At 40.7% G+C, this 18,234-nt stretch carries 15 protein-coding genes and 2 tRNA genes; 9 read left to right on the forward strand and 8 right to left on the reverse strand.

Features of this window, described 5'->3' with window-relative positions; all coding sequences use genetic code 11:
* Positions 1-112: 112 nt before the first annotated feature.
* The 4 genes from mnmE to HMJ38_RS11885 form a co-directional block, all read right to left on the reverse strand.
* Positions 113-1,495, reverse strand: a complete 1,383-nt coding sequence (gene mnmE / locus HMJ38_RS11870) for a tRNA uridine-5-carboxymethylaminomethyl(34) synthesis GTPase MnmE (protein ID WP_194974618.1) — start codon at positions 1,493-1,495, stop codon at positions 113-115.
* Positions 1,496-1,499: 4 nt separating this feature from the next.
* Positions 1,500-1,949 carry a thioredoxin family protein gene (locus HMJ38_RS11875; protein WP_194974619.1) on the reverse strand — a complete coding sequence of 150 codons (450 nt, stop codon included), beginning with the start codon at positions 1,947-1,949 and terminating at the stop codon, positions 1,500-1,502.
* 447 nt (positions 1,950-2,396) lie between these two features.
* Complete coding sequence (locus tag HMJ38_RS11880; protein WP_194974620.1) at positions 2,397-3,059, reverse strand: metal-dependent transcriptional regulator; 663 nt, start codon at positions 3,057-3,059, stop codon at positions 2,397-2,399.
* Positions 3,060-3,496: 437 nt separating this feature from the next.
* On the reverse strand, positions 3,497-4,621 hold the full coding sequence (locus HMJ38_RS11885; protein WP_194974621.1) for a glycosyltransferase family protein: 1,125 nt from the start codon (positions 4,619-4,621) through the stop codon (positions 3,497-3,499).
* A gap of 33 nt (positions 4,622-4,654) precedes the next feature.
* On the opposite strand from HMJ38_RS11885, the gene HMJ38_RS11890 reads away from it, so the two are divergent.
* Positions 4,655-5,470 (forward strand): 2,3,4,5-tetrahydropyridine-2,6-dicarboxylate N-succinyltransferase, encoded by an 816-nt coding sequence (locus tag HMJ38_RS11890; RefSeq protein WP_194974622.1) that lies wholly within the window; start codon positions 4,655-4,657, stop codon positions 5,468-5,470.
* A gap of 17 nt (positions 5,471-5,487) precedes the next feature.
* Positions 5,488-6,093, forward strand: a complete 606-nt coding sequence (locus tag HMJ38_RS11895) for a tetratricopeptide repeat protein (protein ID WP_194974623.1) — start codon at positions 5,488-5,490, stop codon at positions 6,091-6,093.
* A 110-nt stretch (positions 6,094-6,203) separates the two neighbouring features.
* Here HMJ38_RS11895 and HMJ38_RS11900 read toward each other — a convergent pair whose 3' ends face one another.
* Positions 6,204-6,968: a molecular chaperone DnaJ gene (locus HMJ38_RS11900; RefSeq protein WP_228780022.1), complete on the reverse strand. Its 765-nt coding sequence runs from the start codon at positions 6,966-6,968 to the stop codon at positions 6,204-6,206.
* A 219-nt stretch (positions 6,969-7,187) separates the two neighbouring features.
* Between HMJ38_RS11900 and HMJ38_RS11905 the strand changes: the two genes are divergently transcribed.
* The 5 genes from HMJ38_RS11905 to HMJ38_RS11925 all read left to right on the forward strand — a co-directional run bounded on the left by HMJ38_RS11905 (position 7,188) and on the right by HMJ38_RS11925 (position 11,299).
* Positions 7,188-7,640 (forward strand): DUF937 domain-containing protein, encoded by a 453-nt coding sequence (locus HMJ38_RS11905; RefSeq protein ID WP_194974624.1) that lies wholly within the window; start codon positions 7,188-7,190, stop codon positions 7,638-7,640.
* A gap of 27 nt (positions 7,641-7,667) precedes the next feature.
* The gene (locus HMJ38_RS11910) at positions 7,668-8,075 is read left to right on the forward strand and encodes a DUF4332 domain-containing protein (protein WP_194974625.1); all 408 of its coding nucleotides are present in this window, start codon (positions 7,668-7,670) and stop codon (positions 8,073-8,075) included.
* Positions 8,076-8,172: 97 nt separating this feature from the next.
* Positions 8,173-9,720, forward strand: a complete 1,548-nt coding sequence (locus HMJ38_RS11915) for a helicase HerA-like domain-containing protein (RefSeq protein WP_194974672.1) — start codon at positions 8,173-8,175, stop codon at positions 9,718-9,720.
* A gap of 12 nt (positions 9,721-9,732) precedes the next feature.
* Entirely contained in the window at positions 9,733-10,944 is a 1,212-nt protein-coding gene (locus tag HMJ38_RS11920; protein WP_194974673.1) for a BaiN/RdsA family NAD(P)/FAD-dependent oxidoreductase, read from the forward strand.
* A 1-nt stretch (position 10,945) separates the two neighbouring features.
* Positions 10,946-11,299, forward strand: coding sequence for a hypothetical protein (locus HMJ38_RS11925; RefSeq protein WP_194974626.1), 354 nt, complete (start codon positions 10,946-10,948; stop codon positions 11,297-11,299).
* Between the two features lie 270 nt (positions 11,300-11,569).
* Here the strand turns inward: HMJ38_RS11925 and gap are convergent, their stop codons facing one another.
* Positions 11,570-12,565: a type I glyceraldehyde-3-phosphate dehydrogenase gene (gap, locus tag HMJ38_RS11930; RefSeq protein ID WP_194974627.1), complete on the reverse strand. Its 996-nt coding sequence runs from the start codon at positions 12,563-12,565 to the stop codon at positions 11,570-11,572.
* Positions 12,566-12,760: 195 nt separating this feature from the next.
* Between gap and HMJ38_RS11935 the strand changes: the two genes are divergently transcribed.
* Together HMJ38_RS11935 and HMJ38_RS11940 are read left to right on the forward strand one after the other, a co-directional pair.
* A tRNA-Glu gene (locus HMJ38_RS11935) sits at positions 12,761-12,832 on the forward strand.
* 42 nt (positions 12,833-12,874) lie between these two features.
* A tRNA-Glu gene (locus HMJ38_RS11940) sits at positions 12,875-12,946 on the forward strand.
* A 122-nt stretch (positions 12,947-13,068) separates the two neighbouring features.
* Here HMJ38_RS11940 and HMJ38_RS11945 read toward each other — a convergent pair.
* Both HMJ38_RS11945 and HMJ38_RS11950 read right to left on the reverse strand, forming a co-directional pair.
* On the reverse strand, positions 13,069-15,276 hold the full coding sequence (locus HMJ38_RS11945) for a B12-binding domain-containing radical SAM protein (RefSeq protein ID WP_194974628.1): 2,208 nt from the start codon (positions 15,274-15,276) through the stop codon (positions 13,069-13,071).
* 295 nt (positions 15,277-15,571) lie between these two features.
* Positions 15,572-18,112, reverse strand: coding sequence for a M14 family zinc carboxypeptidase (locus HMJ38_RS11950; RefSeq protein ID WP_194974629.1), 2,541 nt, complete (start codon positions 18,110-18,112; stop codon positions 15,572-15,574).
* Positions 18,113-18,234 lie beyond the last annotated feature (122 nt).

Below are 18,234 nucleotides of genomic sequence, written 5' to 3' on the forward strand. Positions count from 1 at the left end.
AAATAATTTTAAAGCAGTAATCAAGAAAACAGATGAAGGATATATTTAAATTTGAGGCTGTTTGTTGGAATATTTAGCGGAAAAACATTCGAGGTCTGGAAGACATCAAAAGTTACTTCCCGATACAAAACTTACTGAAAATATTCGCCAACAAATCATCCGTCGTTATCTCCCCGGTAATCTCCCCAAGATAATGCAAAGACCTCCTGATGTCCATGGCAAGAAAATCGTTGGTAATCTGATTGTCCAAGCCTGAGAGCACATCCAACAAAGACTGACGGGTTTTGACCAGGGAATCGTAATGACGGATATTGGTGACGATGGTATTGCCGGTTCGGAATTTGTCGAGATTGACCAGTTCCATGATCCGGTCTTTGAGGTGGTCGAGGTTTTCTTTTTGTCCGGCTGAGATAAAAATGGTATCAGGATGTTTTTCTTTTAAGTCACTGATAAACAAAGAACCAGCCTTATCTATCTTATTGGCTACTTTAAGGAATGGAACGCCTAGGTTTTCCAGTTTATTGATATCCCGATTGATCTCTACCATATCCGTATCACCCAAATCAAAGAGGTATAGTATCAGGGAGGCGGTCTTCATTTTTTCCTGAGTCCTGCTGACACCGATGGCTTCGATCACATCGGTGGTTTCTCGTAGTCCTGCGGTATCGATAAACCTAAATATCACCCCACCAATATTGATTTCATCTTCTATAAAGTCACGGGTGGTCCCGGCGATATCGGAGACGATGGCTTTTTCTTCATTCAATAGCGCATTGAGTAGGGTAGACTTGCCGGCATTGGGTTTCCCCGCGATCACGGTGGGCACACCATTTTTGATCACATTGCCCAAGTCAAAACTCAAGATCAATTGTTCCACTTCACGGAGTAGCTTCTCCACCAAAATCCTCAGGTCATTTCTGCTGGCAAATTCCACGTCTTCTTCACCAAAATCAAGTTCCAATTCAATCATGGAGGCAAAGTGTATCAGTTCGGCCCTAAGCTTCGAAATCTCCCCACTGAATCCACCCCGCATCTGATTGATGGCTGCCTGATGGGATGTTTCTGAATCTGAATGGATCAGGTCGGCGACTGCCTCTGCCTGGGCAAGATCAAATTGTCCGTTCAAAAATGCTCTTTGGGTAAACTCTCCCGGTTTGGCAGGTCTTGCGCCTTTTCGGATCAGGAGTTTGATGACTTGGTTGACAATGTAGGAGGAACCATGCGTGGAGATTTCTACTACATTTTCTTTGGTAAAGGATTTGGGTGCGACAAAAAGTGAAACAAGCACCTCGTCAATGATTCTTTCCCCGTCACGGATGGTGCCAAAGTGAATGGTATGGGATTCCTGTTTCTCCAGGTTTTTTCCCTTGAAAACGGCATTGGTAATCTTGATGGCTTCTTTGCCGGATAGCCTGATAACAGCAATGGCACCGACTCCCTGTGGGGTAGCCAATGCCACTATGGTATCTTCTTTTTCGTGAAGGGAAAAGGACATATATTTATTTGGAGAATTTGCCGACCAATCCGCTCAGTCCTTCAAGAAAAGGATCGGGCAGTCTGTAACCGGGCAATTGGGTAATGTTTTCCATGGTGGCATCCATGATGATAAAGTTAGGGTAGGAGCTAACCCGCATAGCCCTCGCCATGGTAGCCTCTGTATATTCCTTGCCTTTGAATTGGAATGTCCTTTTGGTGTTTTCGGCATTCATTTTCACGGCGTAGAAGTTGGTGTTGATGTATTCAATGACTTTAGGATCACTAAATGTATCCTTATCCATCTTTTTGCACCATCCACACCAATCAGTATACACATCTACAAAAACCATTTTGGGACTTTCGGAAGTCCTAGCAGCCGCCTCTTCAAAGGTCAGCCAGTTGATTTTATCCTGCGCCAAGCTGAGTTGAAAACTCATGAGGGTGATAAGCATTGCGCCAAATAACTTTTTCATAGTATCTGATTTTTTCAATTATTCAAATTTAACGACTTGTTTCGATTTGAAGTTCAATTCTTGGGGAAAGACGTGAGATTTGAGACGTAAGACGCAAGACGCAAGACACAAGATGCAAGAACCAAGAGCCAAGAAACAAGAGCCAAGAAACAAGAATCAAAGCCTGTCCCGAGAATCGGGGAATTAAGGGAAGCGAGAGGCGAGAACCGAGATGCGAGATGCTGGAATCGAGAGACAAGAATCAAGAACAAAGAGCCAAGAATAAACCTGTCCCGAGAAACGGGGAAGCGAGATAATTTAAACTAATCCCAATTTTCGACTGAAACCTAAATCTACAATCTACAATCTAAAATCTACCCTCTTTATCCTTCATCCTTTCTCCTTCCCAAATCTTAATTCTACAATCTAAAATCTACCTTTTTCATCCTTCATCCCTCGAACCAACCCTCACTGCATCACCAAAATATTCCCCGCCACATCCTTGGACATGAAGATGGATTTTTTGTTGTCAACCAGGATTTCGATGGAGCCGTCAAATTCTACCATGTCCGTGACTTTGATCCTAGCGCCAATGTAGGCACCGACTTTGTCCAAATATCTCAGGAAAGCAGCACTGCTGTCTTTGACGGCTACGATCTGACCTGTGGCATGGAGGTCAAGTTCATTAAGGGGAAGTCTAGGTCGGGTTCGGACATCTCCGTACTCATCCGGAATAGGATCACCGTGGGGATCAAATTTGGGGAAGCCCAGGTATTCATCCAGTCTTTGGATCAGGATCCTTGATTTGATATGCTCGAGTTCATCGGCTACCTCATGAACTTCATCCCATGAGAATTTCAGTTTTTCGACCAAAAACACTTCCCATAAACGATGTTTCCGGATGGTTTGCAAGGCGAGTTTTTTGCCTTCTTCTGTGATATGAACGCCATAATATTTGCGGTATTCGATCACGGCTTTGTCCCCCAATTTCCGCAACATGTCTGAGACGGAGGCAGGTTTGGTTTTCATTTCTCCGGAAATGTCATTGGTGGAAACGCCTTTTTTCCCACCATCGGATAAGTGGTAAATGGCTTTTAGGTAATTCTCTTCAGCGTAGGTAAGGGTACTCATATTTTTTTATTTCAAAGGCAAATATAGAGATTTAGATTATACTAAAAAATAATTTCAGGAAGACTAAAATACCTGTGGATAACTTGGTCTGGATTGTGATTTATGTTTTAGGTATATCTAAAATTAAAATTAGATTAATCGAATATTCTTATTAATCGATTCTATAACAAGGACTTGAAGGGTATATTACCTTTGAAATCTTTGTAAGTTCTGACATTTTTTGCAGTTTTCTTTGAAGTCAACTCAGTTTCCTAACGGGCATGGAAGTGGATAACTTTTTTCAGTTTGTGGGATAGTTGGGGTTTTGGGAAATTGGTGGGGAGAGGTTCAGGCATGGTTGATTAGGTTGTTCTCTATTTCCGAAATGATAAGGAAAAGCCATTGACACTTTTGATGCTATATAGCATTCAATGGCAATACCACCATCATTAATATTCCTAAACCGAAACCAGCCTACTTATCACTTTCAAAAATTCCTCTTCCTGACTTTTCCACAATACCTCTTGTCCAGGTAGCTTCAAATAATGTTTTTGCTTTAAAAAACTCTGAAAATTTTCCTGTGCATTTGCAAGGTCCTTAAAATCCACCTCCATACCTCCGGGGTAAGGGTCAGATAATGATTTCCATTTTGGGTTGGATGAAAATAGACAGGGCTTTAAAAGGGCAAAACTCTCATACAACTTACTTGGGATTTTGGGCTGAATACTTGGTATTTGAAAATAAGGCATCAAAATGAAATCGGCCTGTTGATAGGCTTTAAGGATCGCCTCGTAGGGAACCGGATAATCGCTGATTTCGCAGGTAATCGTTGGATGACCTTTAGTTATGTATGCTATTTGAGACTTGTAATCAGGTAGGGTAGCATGGCCTATGATGTGCAGCGTAGTTCCAGGATTTTGTTCATTGATCATTTGAAACCACTGAATACCTTCTAAAATCCCGTACACCTTTGTCAATGTACCGGAAATCAGGAACTTGTATTGATGATTTTCCACAACTTTTGACGTAGGAATCGGAGAGTTTTTTCCGAAAAATCTGTTTTCTAAAACAGTGTAAGGGTATAATTGCGGAAATTCCTTTTTATAACATGCCTCTGCAAAGAAATAATGGTCAATAAAAGGATTTGAACAGAATTCAAAGAAATTGACCAGGATTCGGGAAAAGCTTTTTTTAAAGCCGGAGGATGTTTTATTCTCTTGAATATTCAGTACATGATTTTCTTGTAAGTCATAAATCAACTTCGTTTTCAGCAGCAATTTGGTTAAAACTCCTGCAGGTAATAATTCAAAAGTAGTTACAATGAGAACTTTGGGTTTGTCCTTAAAAAGTAGGGTCAACAATTTCAGATTTACAAACAACCTCGAATAATGGTTTCGGATTTTACAAAAAAGTGGACTGAATTTTATATTTTTTTCATTGGGTACATTTTTTGTCGAAAATCCTATGATGTTAATTTGGTATTTATTTGTTTCACGCAATGAAAGCCCAAATCTGTAATAGGCCCTCGGGTCTTTTAAAGGTTTGAGTACAGATGCAATCGCAATCTTTGTCTGCTGAATCAAGGTTTAAAAATTTTAAAGATTTCAACCAAAAATATGGAATTACAATCGATAATTGAAAATGCCTGGGAAAACCGGGGATTGTTACAGGAAAAAGAAGTGGAAATTGCCATCAAAACCGTAATCTCAGATCTTGATAGTGGCACCCTTCGTGTTGCCCAGCCAATGGAAGATGGCACTTGGCAGGTGAATGATTGGGTAAAGAAAGCCGTTATCTTATATTTTCCACTCCAAAAAATGCGCACCATTGAGGTGGGTCCTTTCGAATTTCATGATAAAATGGCTTTGAAATCAAATTATGCCAAACAGGGTGTGCGGGTTGTTCCGCACGCCGTGGCCCGCTATGGTGCTTATTTGGCGAGTGGTGTTGTCATGATGCCCAGTTATGTAAATATTGGTGCCTATGTGGATAGTGGCACGATGGTTGACACTTGGGCCACTGTTGGATCTTGCGCTCAAATAGGTAAGAATGTGCATTTAAGTGGGGGAGTAGGTATTGGTGGTGTTTTGGAACCTGTTCAGGCTGCTCCGGTAATTGTAGAGGATGGTGCTTTTATTGGCTCAAGGGCAATTATTGTAGAGGGTGTGCACATCGGAAAAGAAGCTGTTATAGGTGCAGGCGTGACATTAACAGCAAGTTCCAAAATTATTGATGTAACCGGATCCGAGCCAAAAGAGTATAAAGGATATGTACCACCAAGGTCAGTAGTTATCCCTGGCTCAATTACAAAGAAATTTAATGCCGGAGAATTTCAGGTTCCCTGCGCATTGATCATAGGTCAAAGAAAGGCTTCGACAGATTTAAAGACTTCGTTGAATGAAGCCCTTAGAGAAAATAATGTAGCTGTTTAAAAATTTATTGATAAATAATGAGAGTATTGAATTGGGCTTTTGCCAGTCTTATAGGCATGATGTTGATGATGAGTTCCTGCTCACAGGGAGGATCGAATAGGGGAGATGAGCTTTTTAGTGAGGGAAAATATGAGGAAGCAATTAAAGCCTATGATAGTTTTTTAGCTGCCAAACCCAAAAATTTCAAAGCTTTATACAACCGTGGCCGTTCTTATGAAGAATTGGGTAATTTTCCCCAAGCGGAAAAAGATTTTTTGGCCGCATTGAGTCAGGACAGAAAAAACATTCAGGTAATGCTCAGCCTTTCCAATATCTATCAAAAGCAAAAAAACCATAGCTCTGCTTTGCTTTATGCAGATTACGCGGTAGAGGTGCCGGGTGCACCGGCAATGGCTTATTTTATGAAAGGGAGGGCCTTACATCAGATTGGCAATACTCAGGAAGCCATGAGAGAATATAGCGCCGCTATCAAGATGGACAAGGATTTTGGACAAGCCTACTATTACAGAGGCATGTTAAAAATCGCTACAGATAAGAAAATATCAGGCTGTGAGGACTTGGCACTTGCCACTAGGTTAAATATTGCGATTGCTCAGGAGGCAAGTGATAAGTATTGTAAATAGACGTGAGATATGGGAACCAAGATTCAAGAACCAAGAAAGAGTCTTTATTTTTGTGTTTTTTCCCAATTTTAAGGTTTTCAAATCTAAGATCTAAAATCTAAAATTATCACTCAATGCCCCGCTACCTGCTTTAGGCGTTCAAATTTTTGGGACATGTTTCGGGGTTCGGCTTGATGATTGCAAATTTCCTCTGAAAGCAATCTTCCCTGACCCTGACAGGTACGGCAATCTGAAAACTCCTTTAGAAACCCATCACAACGCGGACAACCAAGCCGACCGTCACCGCTACATTTATCACATTCATGGTATTCCACAATGTTGAAGATATTTTTTTTGGTGGTCAATCCCCTTCCCATACACTTGTTACATCCTACCAATCCTTTTCCCCTGCAAAATGAACAGTCTTGTTCTAATTGCCTTTTTCCATCACAAGTAGGACATGCTGCATACCTATAACCACTAGGATTACAGAATCGACAGGATGCTATGGCTTCCAATGGAGGCTTAAGCTTAGCCTGTAAGATGATTGCCGATTCAAAATTATCCCCTTGATGGCCATTGATCTCCAGGTATTTTTCCAAAAAAACCGAGCTGTTGTCAAATTGACCCAATTCAAATAAAGTCTCTGCAAAAAAATAAGGCATTTCCGGTGGTATTGGAAGATTGTTTTCAACAATTTGGCGGAAATAGGTATTTGCTTTTTCAAAATCGCCCCTCTCCATCTCGGTCATTGCATTGCTCATCAAACGGGACGAACCACCCAAACTGGGTCTTGCCTGTGAATAACCATCAAAGCTCAAAACAAAAAAAGCACAACCAAATATGAGTAATCTGAAAATGGTCGGGAAAGGGTTTGTGTAAGTGAAATCAATCATCAAGCGATATTCGGGTTTTAATCTTTGGCAAAGTAAAAAGCTTTCATCAATAAAACAACGACAAAAAAAACAGCCTGATTTTCATGTTTTTACGACGGTCAATCTTTAATTTTTTATTAATTTTTCCTTTAGAAATTGCTTTTTATAATAAAAACAGCTTACTTAAAATTAAATTGTTATTGTAAGCAATTCAAATTCCTCCTTTTTAATTTCAATTATATGTTCCAAGAAATTTTCAACAAAACCTCAGGTGATATTCTTTCCGGATTGACAGAACAGTTTGGTTTGGGTCAGGATCAGGCAAAAAGTGCAATTAACCTCACCAAAGACAATTTAATTTCATCAATCGGTAAAGAAGCTGCCACAGGAAATATGGATGGGATTCTAAAAATGCTGAATATGGGATCAGGGGCGCAGAGTTCACCCATGTTTCAAAATTTGGTAGGAGACCTTAGCAGTAGTTATATTTCCAAATTGGGGGTTTCACCTCAAATTGCTTCGCAGATCAGTAATTTCATATTACCTAAAATCATAGCAGCAATTTCTGGAAGTAAATCGGGTAACCTGGATAAATCGGATTTGATGAAAATGATCAGCCAAGGTGCTGGAAGTTCACTTTCTGATAAGGCTGGGGATTTACTTAAGGGTGGACTTGGAAACCTATTTAAATAAACTTAATAACCTAAATTTTAAAAGATTATGTCAAAAACAATCACCATGATTGAGGGCATCGGCCCTGTTTACAAAGAAAAATTGGCAAATGCCGGAATTTCAACTGTAGAAGCCCTGCTTTCCAAAGGAGCAAGTAAAAAAGGCAGAAAAGAAATAGCAGAGGCAAGTGGTATAGGAGAAGGTGTTATTCTGGACTGGGTCAATATGGCCGACCTTTTTAGAGTGAATGGTATAGCAAGTCAGTTTGCAGAATTACTCAAAGCAGCAGGTGTGGATACCGTGAAGGAACTCCGAACTAGAAACCCTGAAAATCTTCACAAAGCCCTTACGGAAACCAATGAGACCAAAAAATTGACCAGAACAGTGCCAGCGCTGTCAAAAGTGGAAGATTTTATCAATCAGGCCAAGCATCTTGATCCTGTTGTAACTCATTAAAGGATATCCTTTATTCACAAAAAACCTGAATACTTCAAAACTGTATTCAGGTTTTTTTATTTTAGCCAAATAAAAAAATCAATTGTCAATTTTTATGATGAACAAATCTGAAGAATTCAAACAACATATTGAATTGGGTTACACATTTAAAGGTGACTCCATTATTCTTGGTACCGGTATCCTCGCAAATGAACCCATTCCATTCGCACAGGTAAAAGTTCCTTTAAAGACTTTTAATCGCCACGGCTTGATTGCCGGCGCTACAGGTACAGGAAAGACAAAAACCTTACAGGTCATTGCAGAGCAACTTTCTTTGAACGGTGTTCCCTCGGTCTTGATGGACCTCAAAGGTGACCTATCCGGTATGGCCAAAGCGGGAACTTTAAATTCACATATTGAAAAGAGAAGTAGCTTGATTGGAGTGAATTATCATCCTGAAAGTTTACCTGTGGAATTGATGTCTATCAGCAATGAAAAAGGTGTGAAATTGAAAGCTACGGTTTCTGAATTTGGGCCTGTGTTGATTTCTCAGATATTGGAACTAAATGATACACAACGAGGTGTCATTGCTTTGGTGTTTAGATACTGCGATACCCATCATCTTCCACTTTTGGATTTGAAGGACTTGAAAAAAGTGCTTCAATATATCATCAACGAAGGAAAAGTTGAAATAACAAAAGAATTTGGAGCTGTATCACCTGCGACGGTCAACACCATCATGCGGAAAATCATTGAGTTGGAACAGCAGGGAGCAGAAAATTTCTTTGGAGAACTTTCCTTTGAAGTAGATGATTTTGTGAGGACCGTTGATGGCAAGGGAGTTGTATCCATTATCCGTTTGACCGACATTCAAAACCGGCCGAAGCTGTTTTCCACCTTTATGCTCAGTCTGTTATCTGAAATCTACGAGACATTTCCCGAGCAGGGAGATTCCGACAAACCCAAGTTATGTCTTTTTATTGATGAAGCGCATTTGGTGTTTTCCAATGCTTCCAAAGATCTGATAGATAAAATCGAGGCCATTGTTAAATTGATCCGATCCAAAGGCGTCGGAGTATTTTTCTGCACACAGACACCTACCGATGTACCGGATAATGTACTTGGCCAATTGGGATTAAAAATTCAGCATTCGCTTAGGGCCTTTACTGCCAAAGACCGGAAAGCGATCACCAAGACAGCTGAGAATTACCCTTTATCCACTTTTTACAAAACCTCAGAGGTCTTGACATCCATGGGTATAGGAGAGGCTTTGGTGACGGTTTTAAATGAAAAGGGAATTCCTACACCATTGGCACACACCCTATTGAGGGCCCCGATTTCCAGAATGGATATTCTTGCCAATGATGAAATTGATCAGTTGGTATTTCAATCATCATTGGTGAAAAAATACAATGTAAATATTGATAGAAAGAGTGCTTTTGAAATTTTGGATCAGAAAATCACTGCTGCAGAAGAAGCGGCGGCCCAAGAGCAAAAAGAATCTCCTGCAAGGGGAAATACAAGGACACAAAACAGAACGACAAAAGAAACAAGTATCTTTGATGACCTGAGTAAAAATACCATGGTGAGGCAAATAGGAAGAACCATCTTTAGGGAGTTGACCAGGGGGATTATGGGTTCTGTTTCCGGAAAGAAAAGAAGGTGATTAGTGGATAAAATTTCAATTGGAGTAATAGGGGCGGGTGCTGCAGGGTATTTTGCTGCAATCCATGCAGCACAAAATGGTGTATTGGTTACGATCGTTGAAAAAACCTCCAAATCTTTATCAAAAGTAAAGATTTCAGGTGGGGGTAGGTGTAACGTGACCCATGCTGCCCATGAAATATCCAATTTGTCAAAGAATTACCCGAGGGGAGAAAAGTTCCTGAAGAAGGTATTCAGGCACTTTGCGGTGAAGGATACCATTTCCTGGTTTGAATCCAGAGGGGTTGCGCTGAAAACAGAACAAGATGGCAGGATGTTTCCGGTGACTGATGATTCTCAGACAATTGTGGATGCTTTGGAATACGCAGCTATAAAAAATGGGGTGAATTTGATCTTCAACTTTTCGGTTGATGAAATTCAAAAAGAGGAGGGGAGGTTCAAAATCAGCTCAAAAGACAGACAACTTTACTTCGATAAATTGATCATTTGTTCGGGTGGAAGTCCGAAAATGGATGGTTTTAATTTTGTGAAAAATCTCGGACATAGTATCGCCCCACCTATACCTTCCTTATTTACATTCAATACTCCAAATGAACCTATCAAAAAATTGATGGGCATCTCAGTACCGGATGCTTTGGTAAAGTTGGAAAACACTAAACTGTCATATAGAGGACCTGTTTTGATTACGCATTGGGGTATCAGTGGTCCTGCAGTGTTGAAATTGTCTGCCTTTGGTGCTTCATGGCTACATGAGAAAAATTATACGACCAATGCACATATCCGATGGATAGCAAACTTGTCTGAAAATGAAATTCTGGAACATCTGTCCGAATTCAGAAACAAACATCCAAAAAAGAAAGTCGTATCCAATCCATTGTTTTCGCTGCCTGCAAGGCTTTGGGAGCATCTCACTGAAAAGTCAGAATTGGAGCCCGACATTGTTTGGCAAAATTTGCCAAAAAAACATATCCATAAACTAGTTCAAAATCTTTTTTGCTATATTGTCCGCATTGAAGGTAAAACAACCTTTAAAGAGGAGTTTGTAACCGCGGGAGGCGTGGATTTAGGAGAAGTAAATCCCGAAACTATGGAAAGCAAACTGATTGAAGGTTTATTCTTTGCAGGAGAGGTATTGAATATCGATGGGATTACCGGGGGATTCAATTTTCAGGCTGCTTGGAGTACCGGATATTTGGCTGGAATGAGTGCAAATCAACATGAATAAAATGCTCAACAATTACCCCATCAACTTTGAAAAGATAGATGAAATGGCTGAAGGCGATGCTGATTTCAGAGCTGAACTGGTCAGTGCCCTTTTTAAATCTTTGACCGAACTGAAGGAGAAATACCTTGAGGGTGCCGAACAGAAGGATATTGAAATCATTTCCCTGATCAGACATAAAGTCAAGCCTGCACTATCATTGTTTGAAATCAAAAAAGTAGAGCAGATTATTCAAGAAGGAAAAGACATCCTTTCCGATAGTGGTTTTAATGAAGATTTTTTGGAACATCTTGATAGTTTTTTGGATGCTGTACAAGATGCCATCGACCAAGTAAGTCAGAGTATGAATGTGGATTGATTGGGAAGCTAGGGAGTTGCCTGCCTGCCGTAGGTGTGGAAGACCGAAGTTCGGTATTTTTAAATATCAATCTTTGAATTGATTTGAACTGAGGGGATTTTAGAAACATTGGTATGATCATCCTTTATGATTCAAGCTATTGTTAAAGCCCAACGGATGTTTGTTAACATCTTGATTATAGTATACTTCCGTCTTCCAGCCAATTTATTAGAAAACTAACACAACTTGAAGAAAGGCGGATAATCACATTAATTGGTAATTCAAAACACGCTATTTCATTTTTTGAATCAGATCTACCAGTCGGTTGGAATAGCCTGCTTCATTATCATACCAACCTACAATCTTAACCAGATTTCCTTTTGCCGAAGTCAATCCAGCATCAAAAATGCAGGAGTGGGGATTACCGATGATATCGATGGAAACAATGGGTGCCTCAACATATTCCACGATCCCATTCAAAGTAGTTTGGGATTCTTTTTTGAAGATGGCATTCACTTCCTCGGTGCTTGTTTCCTTTTTCAACAATAATATCAAATCTGTCAGCGATCCATCGGGAACCGGAACCCGCATCGCTGAAGCCTCAATTTTACCTTTAAGGTGAGGCAGTACCAATTCCATTGCTTTGGCAGCATTGGTAGTGGTTGGGATGATGGAATATGCCGCAGCCCTTGCCCTGCGCAGGTCCCTGTGGGGCGCATCATGAAGATTTTGGTCATTGGTATAGGAATGCACAGTTGACATAAATCCCTTTTCAATTCCAAAATGAGCTTCCATGATTTTCAGCATTGGAGCAAGGCAGTTTGTGGTACAGGATGCATTGGAGATTATATCATGTTCCTCTTGGAGGACTTCCTCATTGACACCCAACACAACTGTGGGCACCTCTATGTCCTTAGAAGGTGCGGTAATGATGACCTTTTTTGCTCCTGCTTTGATATGACCTTCAGCGAGCGCCCTTTCCGTAAACCTGCCTGTGGATTCCAATACGATATCAATATCGAGGTCTCCCCATGGAATCCTCTCAGGATCTTTTTCTGCAAAAACCTTAATTGTTTTCCCCTTTACTTTCAAATCACCTGCTTGAACAGTGATTGGGGAAGGATATTTGCCGTGTATGGAATCGTACTGTATCAGATGTGCAAGGGTTGCAGGATCTGTGAGGTCATTGATGGCAATGAGGTCGATCCCTTCTTTTTCAAGCAATAGCTTTAAAGTCAATCTTCCAATTCTGCCACAGCCATTGATGGCCACTCTCTTATTTCTCATGGGTGTTGGTTCGTCTTCTTTTATCCGCAGGCGAAAATAATAAAGATGTCCGTCAATGTCTAAAATTATTTTTAAGGCTTACTTTCAAGGTTTTGGAAGCACAAACCAAATATTTTTTGGTCAGGTTTTGCATTATGAATTTAAGCCTCTATATTTGCATCACCATTTGAAAAAGTGGTCCCCAATACCAAAAATGGTCGGTTCGTCTAGGGGTTAGGACGTATCCCTTTCACGGATAAAACACGGGTTCGATTCCCGTACCGACTACATAGGACACTGAAGAAATTCAGTGTTTTATTTTTGAAAAATGGTCGATTCGTCTAGGGGTTAGGACGTATCCCTTTCACGGATAAAACACGGGTTCGATTCCCGTATCGACTACGACAAATTGATGTTTTTGATCTTTCGGATTGCATATGAAAGTAAGCATGAAGAATTTGTTTTATGGTTGTTAGTGGTTAAAGTGAGTTTAAAAAACCCGGGCTTATAGTTCGGGTTTTTTTTTATACCAACACCAATCCAAACTCCAAAAGCGAGCTCCATATCTTGGAACTAAGAAAACGGTCAAAATCTCCTAAACCTGCCCTTAAGAAACCTTCCTCAAAAGCTGCCAGGCTCATTTCCTTTTTATCAGGTACAGGCGATAGTTCTCTTATAATATTTTCAAGCCATTTACCATCTTCTTTCCCGACTATTATTTCCTCTCTATTGTTTTTGTTTTCTATGACCAATTTATAGGTTTCTATCTTATTCCCTTTTTTGCTGATAAAGGTTTCATGAAACAATTCAGGCATATTTCCAAGCCAGACCATTTTTGCATTGGGTTTCAAAACAGTATCCGTTTCAATTTGAATGGCATTAGAAATAAAGTTGGGAGAAACAGATGGTCTTGGAATCTTAAAATCAAACCATTCCTGAAGTTTGAAGTCAAAACAGATTCCATGCATGTAATTGAATAATGCCTTTTTCAAACCTTCGCTGAACAATTCATGATCGGCACCCTCGGGGTCTTCATGACTCAGGTCATTTTCTGCAAAGAGACCTTGTTCCGGACCTGTCCTCACCACTCTAAAGGCCCCCGGATCAACTCCAATGGGTGCATGGGCTGTCATGGCAAACAAGTGCCAGAAACCGGATTGCAGGACATTGTGCATGAACAGCTGCCTCACCATTTCCAGACTGTCAATGGTCTCCTGCGCAGTCTGGGTCGGAAAGCCATACATCAGATAGGCATGCACCATGATCCCCGATTCGGTAAAATTATGGGCAACCCTCGCTACTTGGGAAACAGTGACCCCTTTCTGCATCATTTTCAACAAACGGTCAGAAGCCACCTCTAAACCGCCCGAGACGGCGATGCAACCTGACGCTTTGAGCAATCTGCAGAGATCATAGGTAAACCTTTCCTCGAAGCGGATATTGGTCCACCAGGTAATCTTTAGGTTTCGTTTGAGTATTTCAATGGCAACTTCACGCATCAGGGCAGGAGGTGCTGCTTCATCTACGAAGTGAAAGCCTGTTTCACCGGTTTGCAGGATCAGTTCTTCTATGCGGTCACATATCAGGGTAGCACTGACAGGTTCATAATTTTTGATGTAATCCAATGTGACATCACAAAAGGAACATTTCTTCCAATAGCAGCCATGGGCCATGGTCAGTTTGTTCCATCTCCCATCAGACCATAAGCGGTGCATGGGATTGGCTATTTCTATCACTGAAAGGTATTGGTGTAGCGGCAAACCCGAATAGTCAGGCGTACCGGTTTTGCTGAATGGAATATCACTTTCCTTTGCCCCGTTGAGGTAGATTACCTTCCCGTCCGATAAGGCAAATGTTCTTTTAAGTTGTTGCAATTCCCTTTTTCCATCCAAATGCTCCAATAAACAGGTCAATGGTCTTTCTCCATCATCCAAGGTGATAAAATCAAGGTATTGGAAAACACGAGGTTCTTTGATGGACCGAAGTTCGGTATTTGGGTATCCACCGCCCATGGCTACCTTGATATGGGGATAATTCGCTTTGAGATACTGACCGCATCTCAAGGCCCCATACAGGTTTCCCGGAAAAGGAACAGATAGACAAACAAAATAAGGATCTGTTTCCTTTATTAATAATGCTAACTCCTCAATTAAGAATTGGTCAGTAAAAGAAAGAGGTTCTTCCAAAGCTTTGGCCAATGGATCAAATGAAACCGCTGATCTTCCCAATCTTTCGGCGTAGCGGCTGAATCCAAAAAAAGGATCCAAAACTTCTTGGATCAAATCTCCCAAATCTTCCAAATAGAGCGTTGCCAAATGCCGGGCTTTGTCCTGTATCCCCATCGTACCAAAAGCCCAATCCATATCATCCAACTGATCAAACCTGGAAGCCTGAGGCAGAAAATCTCCATCGCAGATATTGTAGGCCAAAGTAGGATTTTCAAATTGGAGAAATTTGATAACAGGATCTATGGTATTTAGGTAGTCTTTTTGAAGTTTAACAATCCTTTGACTGTTTTTTGTAATGTTTTTAACCTTTTCATTTTCAATAGTTTTAAACACCTTGCTTAAACCTTTTTTTGAAAAAATTCTCAGTATAACTTTAATTCCAAGATCTGCTTGATGGGATGTTTTTCCCATGGTATTCAGATAACCTTTAATATATGCGGTCGCAGGATAGGGGGTATTCAGTTGGGTAAAAGGGGGAGTGATTAAAAGAATGGACTTTGACACAAGGAAATAATTTTTTTCAAATTTCGACAATTTTGAGGGATAACCATGATGGATTCAAGGAATTTGTGGAAACCGAATGTTTTGGGAGTCCTTTACATTTTGAGAATTTAAGAATGGAAATAACATCAGGTTACCTATTCTTACGGCAATTATTGATTCAATTGTGTCAAATGCTTCCCCTTGTCATATCGACGACAGGAGATATCTGTCCCAGCTTGAAGCTTATAGACCTCTCCTGTCGTCGAGGTGACAAGGACAGGTTTAAATGGACTCTTTATTTATATTATTCAATGGATCACATCATATCCCCAAAGAAAATTGCATTGAAGAACAACTTGTTGGTTCCGAACCATGTTCCCCGGAAATTGGGGTTGTCGATAAAGTGGATTACCCTTCCCTGACCTACAGGGGAGACAATTACGCTGGCACTTTGCTTGACTTTTTCAAGATTGGCCGGAGAAATGTAGCCTCCCAAAAGAGGATTGGCAGTATACCTCACCGGTGTTTGGGAAGGGTTTTTGGAAGGTTTAAAGAAAATGGTTGAGTTTCTGTAAACAGGTAACTCTGAATTTCTATAGCCATAAGCCAAAGGATGGGTATTGTCCAATTTGGCCTGGTAAATACTTCCTCCAATAGCCTGTGCTCCTCCAAAATCTCTTCTTGAGGCAAATGGAAGGAACTCAGGAGACTGCTCATTCTCACCGGTCAGGTATTCCTCTTTGACGATTTCCTTTGCTTGAAGCCATTGACTCGCCATCCTCATGGAAATGATCGTACCACCTCTGGACAACCAATCTTTCAAATGGTTGATTTGGGTTGTGGAAAGTGCAGAGTAATTTCCGGAGGGTAAAATCAGGGTGTTGTAATCATAGAGGTTGACTCTTCCAAATAGGCTGATGTCTACTTTAGTGATGGGCATACCAACTTTGGTGTCCATCAGATGCCAAATTTCACCCGCTTCATATTGAGATGTTCCCTGACCGACCAACATCAGTACTTTGGGTTGCTGAACAGCAGAAACATTATTGCTGCCCAAATCAATTCCCTTAGCACTAAAGCCGGTAGTGGTGGCATGTATATTTTGTCCTGATTCTTTGGCAGCAGACATCATTGCCGCTCTCAATTGATTATCAGAAAGTTTTTGAAAAGCAGTGGGAATAATCAATGAACCCGCAGGAAATTCCCTTTGACCTTGATCGGTATTTGAAGTAAATGGTAGTGCTGTGGTTTCCACATGAACACCGGCTTTTTGGATATGATATAGGAATTTGGGTGCAAAATAATCTGTCCAATCTACCAAGTAAGCGACGTATTTTCCATCAGTTGGAAATTCTAAGTTCTGCGCCGGTAATGTTGAAACTTCGGTTCCTGAAGCCACTGCTGTCTGAGCGGCATAAGGCATCCCATAAGCCAAGGCCATGGTCCAAGCGGAAGCATCATAAAAGACAGAATCAGCAAAGGTGGTGACCTTTTCAAACATGGACCTAACCATCCTGTATTGCGGTTGGGCAGTAGGGACTATCCACGATTTTCCTTGCTTGAAAGACTTTCCTTCCAAAGATATATTTGACTCATTTTCAATTACCTTTATTTTATGATCTAAAAGTAACTTTAGAAATAACCTGTTTTTGGATTCATCAAATTCATCTCCGAAAACATAGGCTTTTGCACGGTCTGTTTTGGCTTCATTGACTCCTGTCTGGAAAAACTCCCGTAGATAACGGTGCATATATTCCCTTTCTTTTACACCGCCTTCCATAGTTGCAATGGAGGTTTTCAATTGGTTTCTGATGGTAAACTGAAAAGTGATATCACCTCTTTGTGAACTTTGGATATGACCCCTGGAACTTCCTTGTTCAAATACCAAGCCTAAGCCCCCCTGAATGTCAGGATAGGTAGATCCATAACCCGGATAGCTGTTGTCAAACACTTCTTTGGTCCAATACAAGCTTCCAATGTCATCAAGTGCTTTTGCAAAATAAGCAGCAAACTTGCTGTTGATATCCTCATAGTTTTTTCTTGGAATTACAGGATTCTCGCTGCTGAAAGGTTTGGTGGGTTCGAAGAAATACGTACTGTTGGTACCCATTTCATGAAAATCCCCAACCACATTGGGATACCAAGTATGGTACCAGGCAATTTTATTTTGCAATTCCACTTGGGCCAATGGCAACCAATCCCTGTTCAGGTCAAACCAGTAATGGTTTACTCTGCCACTTGGCCAAATTTCATTGTGTTCCCTGTCCAAAGGATCTGCAACAGGAGGGAAGCCTTTGTGCATATTGGCCCAATTGGTATGCCTGTCCCTTCCATCAGGATTGATGGCGGGGTCTATCAAAATCACTGCATTTTCTCTGATTTCTTTGGCCAAGTCACTTTGGGACGCCAATAGCCAATAGGCTGTCAGAATTGCCGCTTCTCCACCTGAAGGTTCGTTGCCGTGCACACTGTAGGCTAAATTGATGATAGCAGGCATATTGGCCACATCCGGCATGGGTTGATTTGGATCTGCCAATTTGATATGGTTGGTCCGGATATTTTCAAGGTTTTGGATATTTTGATTTTTACTGATGATCAGTACAACCTGAGGCCGAAGTTGATTGGTATGGCCTATTGTATGGAGTTCGGCCATGTCGGAGGTTTCAGCCAACTTTTCAAAATACCCAACTAATCGGTCATATCGGGTATGCCATTCTCCGATATGGTATCCAAAATAGGAATAAGGGGAAGGTATTTCGGATGAAAATGTTTCTCCGGGAAAGTAATAATCTTTTTGTGCTTTCGACGGGATGATTACCGAAAAGAGCAGGATCAATAACAGTATATTTTTTTGCATAAGATTAATTTTTGAGGAATTTAACAGTATGACAGCAGATGAAAAACCAAAAATCCATCAACGGCTTTTGAAAGCTTAAGAATTGCCTTAATTTGGAGGGTCAATTAATTTCAATCCAAAAA

Source organism: Aquiflexum lacus (genome assembly GCF_015476655.1).
GTDB classification, from domain to species: Bacteria; Bacteroidota; Bacteroidia; order Cytophagales; family Cyclobacteriaceae; genus Aquiflexum; species Aquiflexum lacus.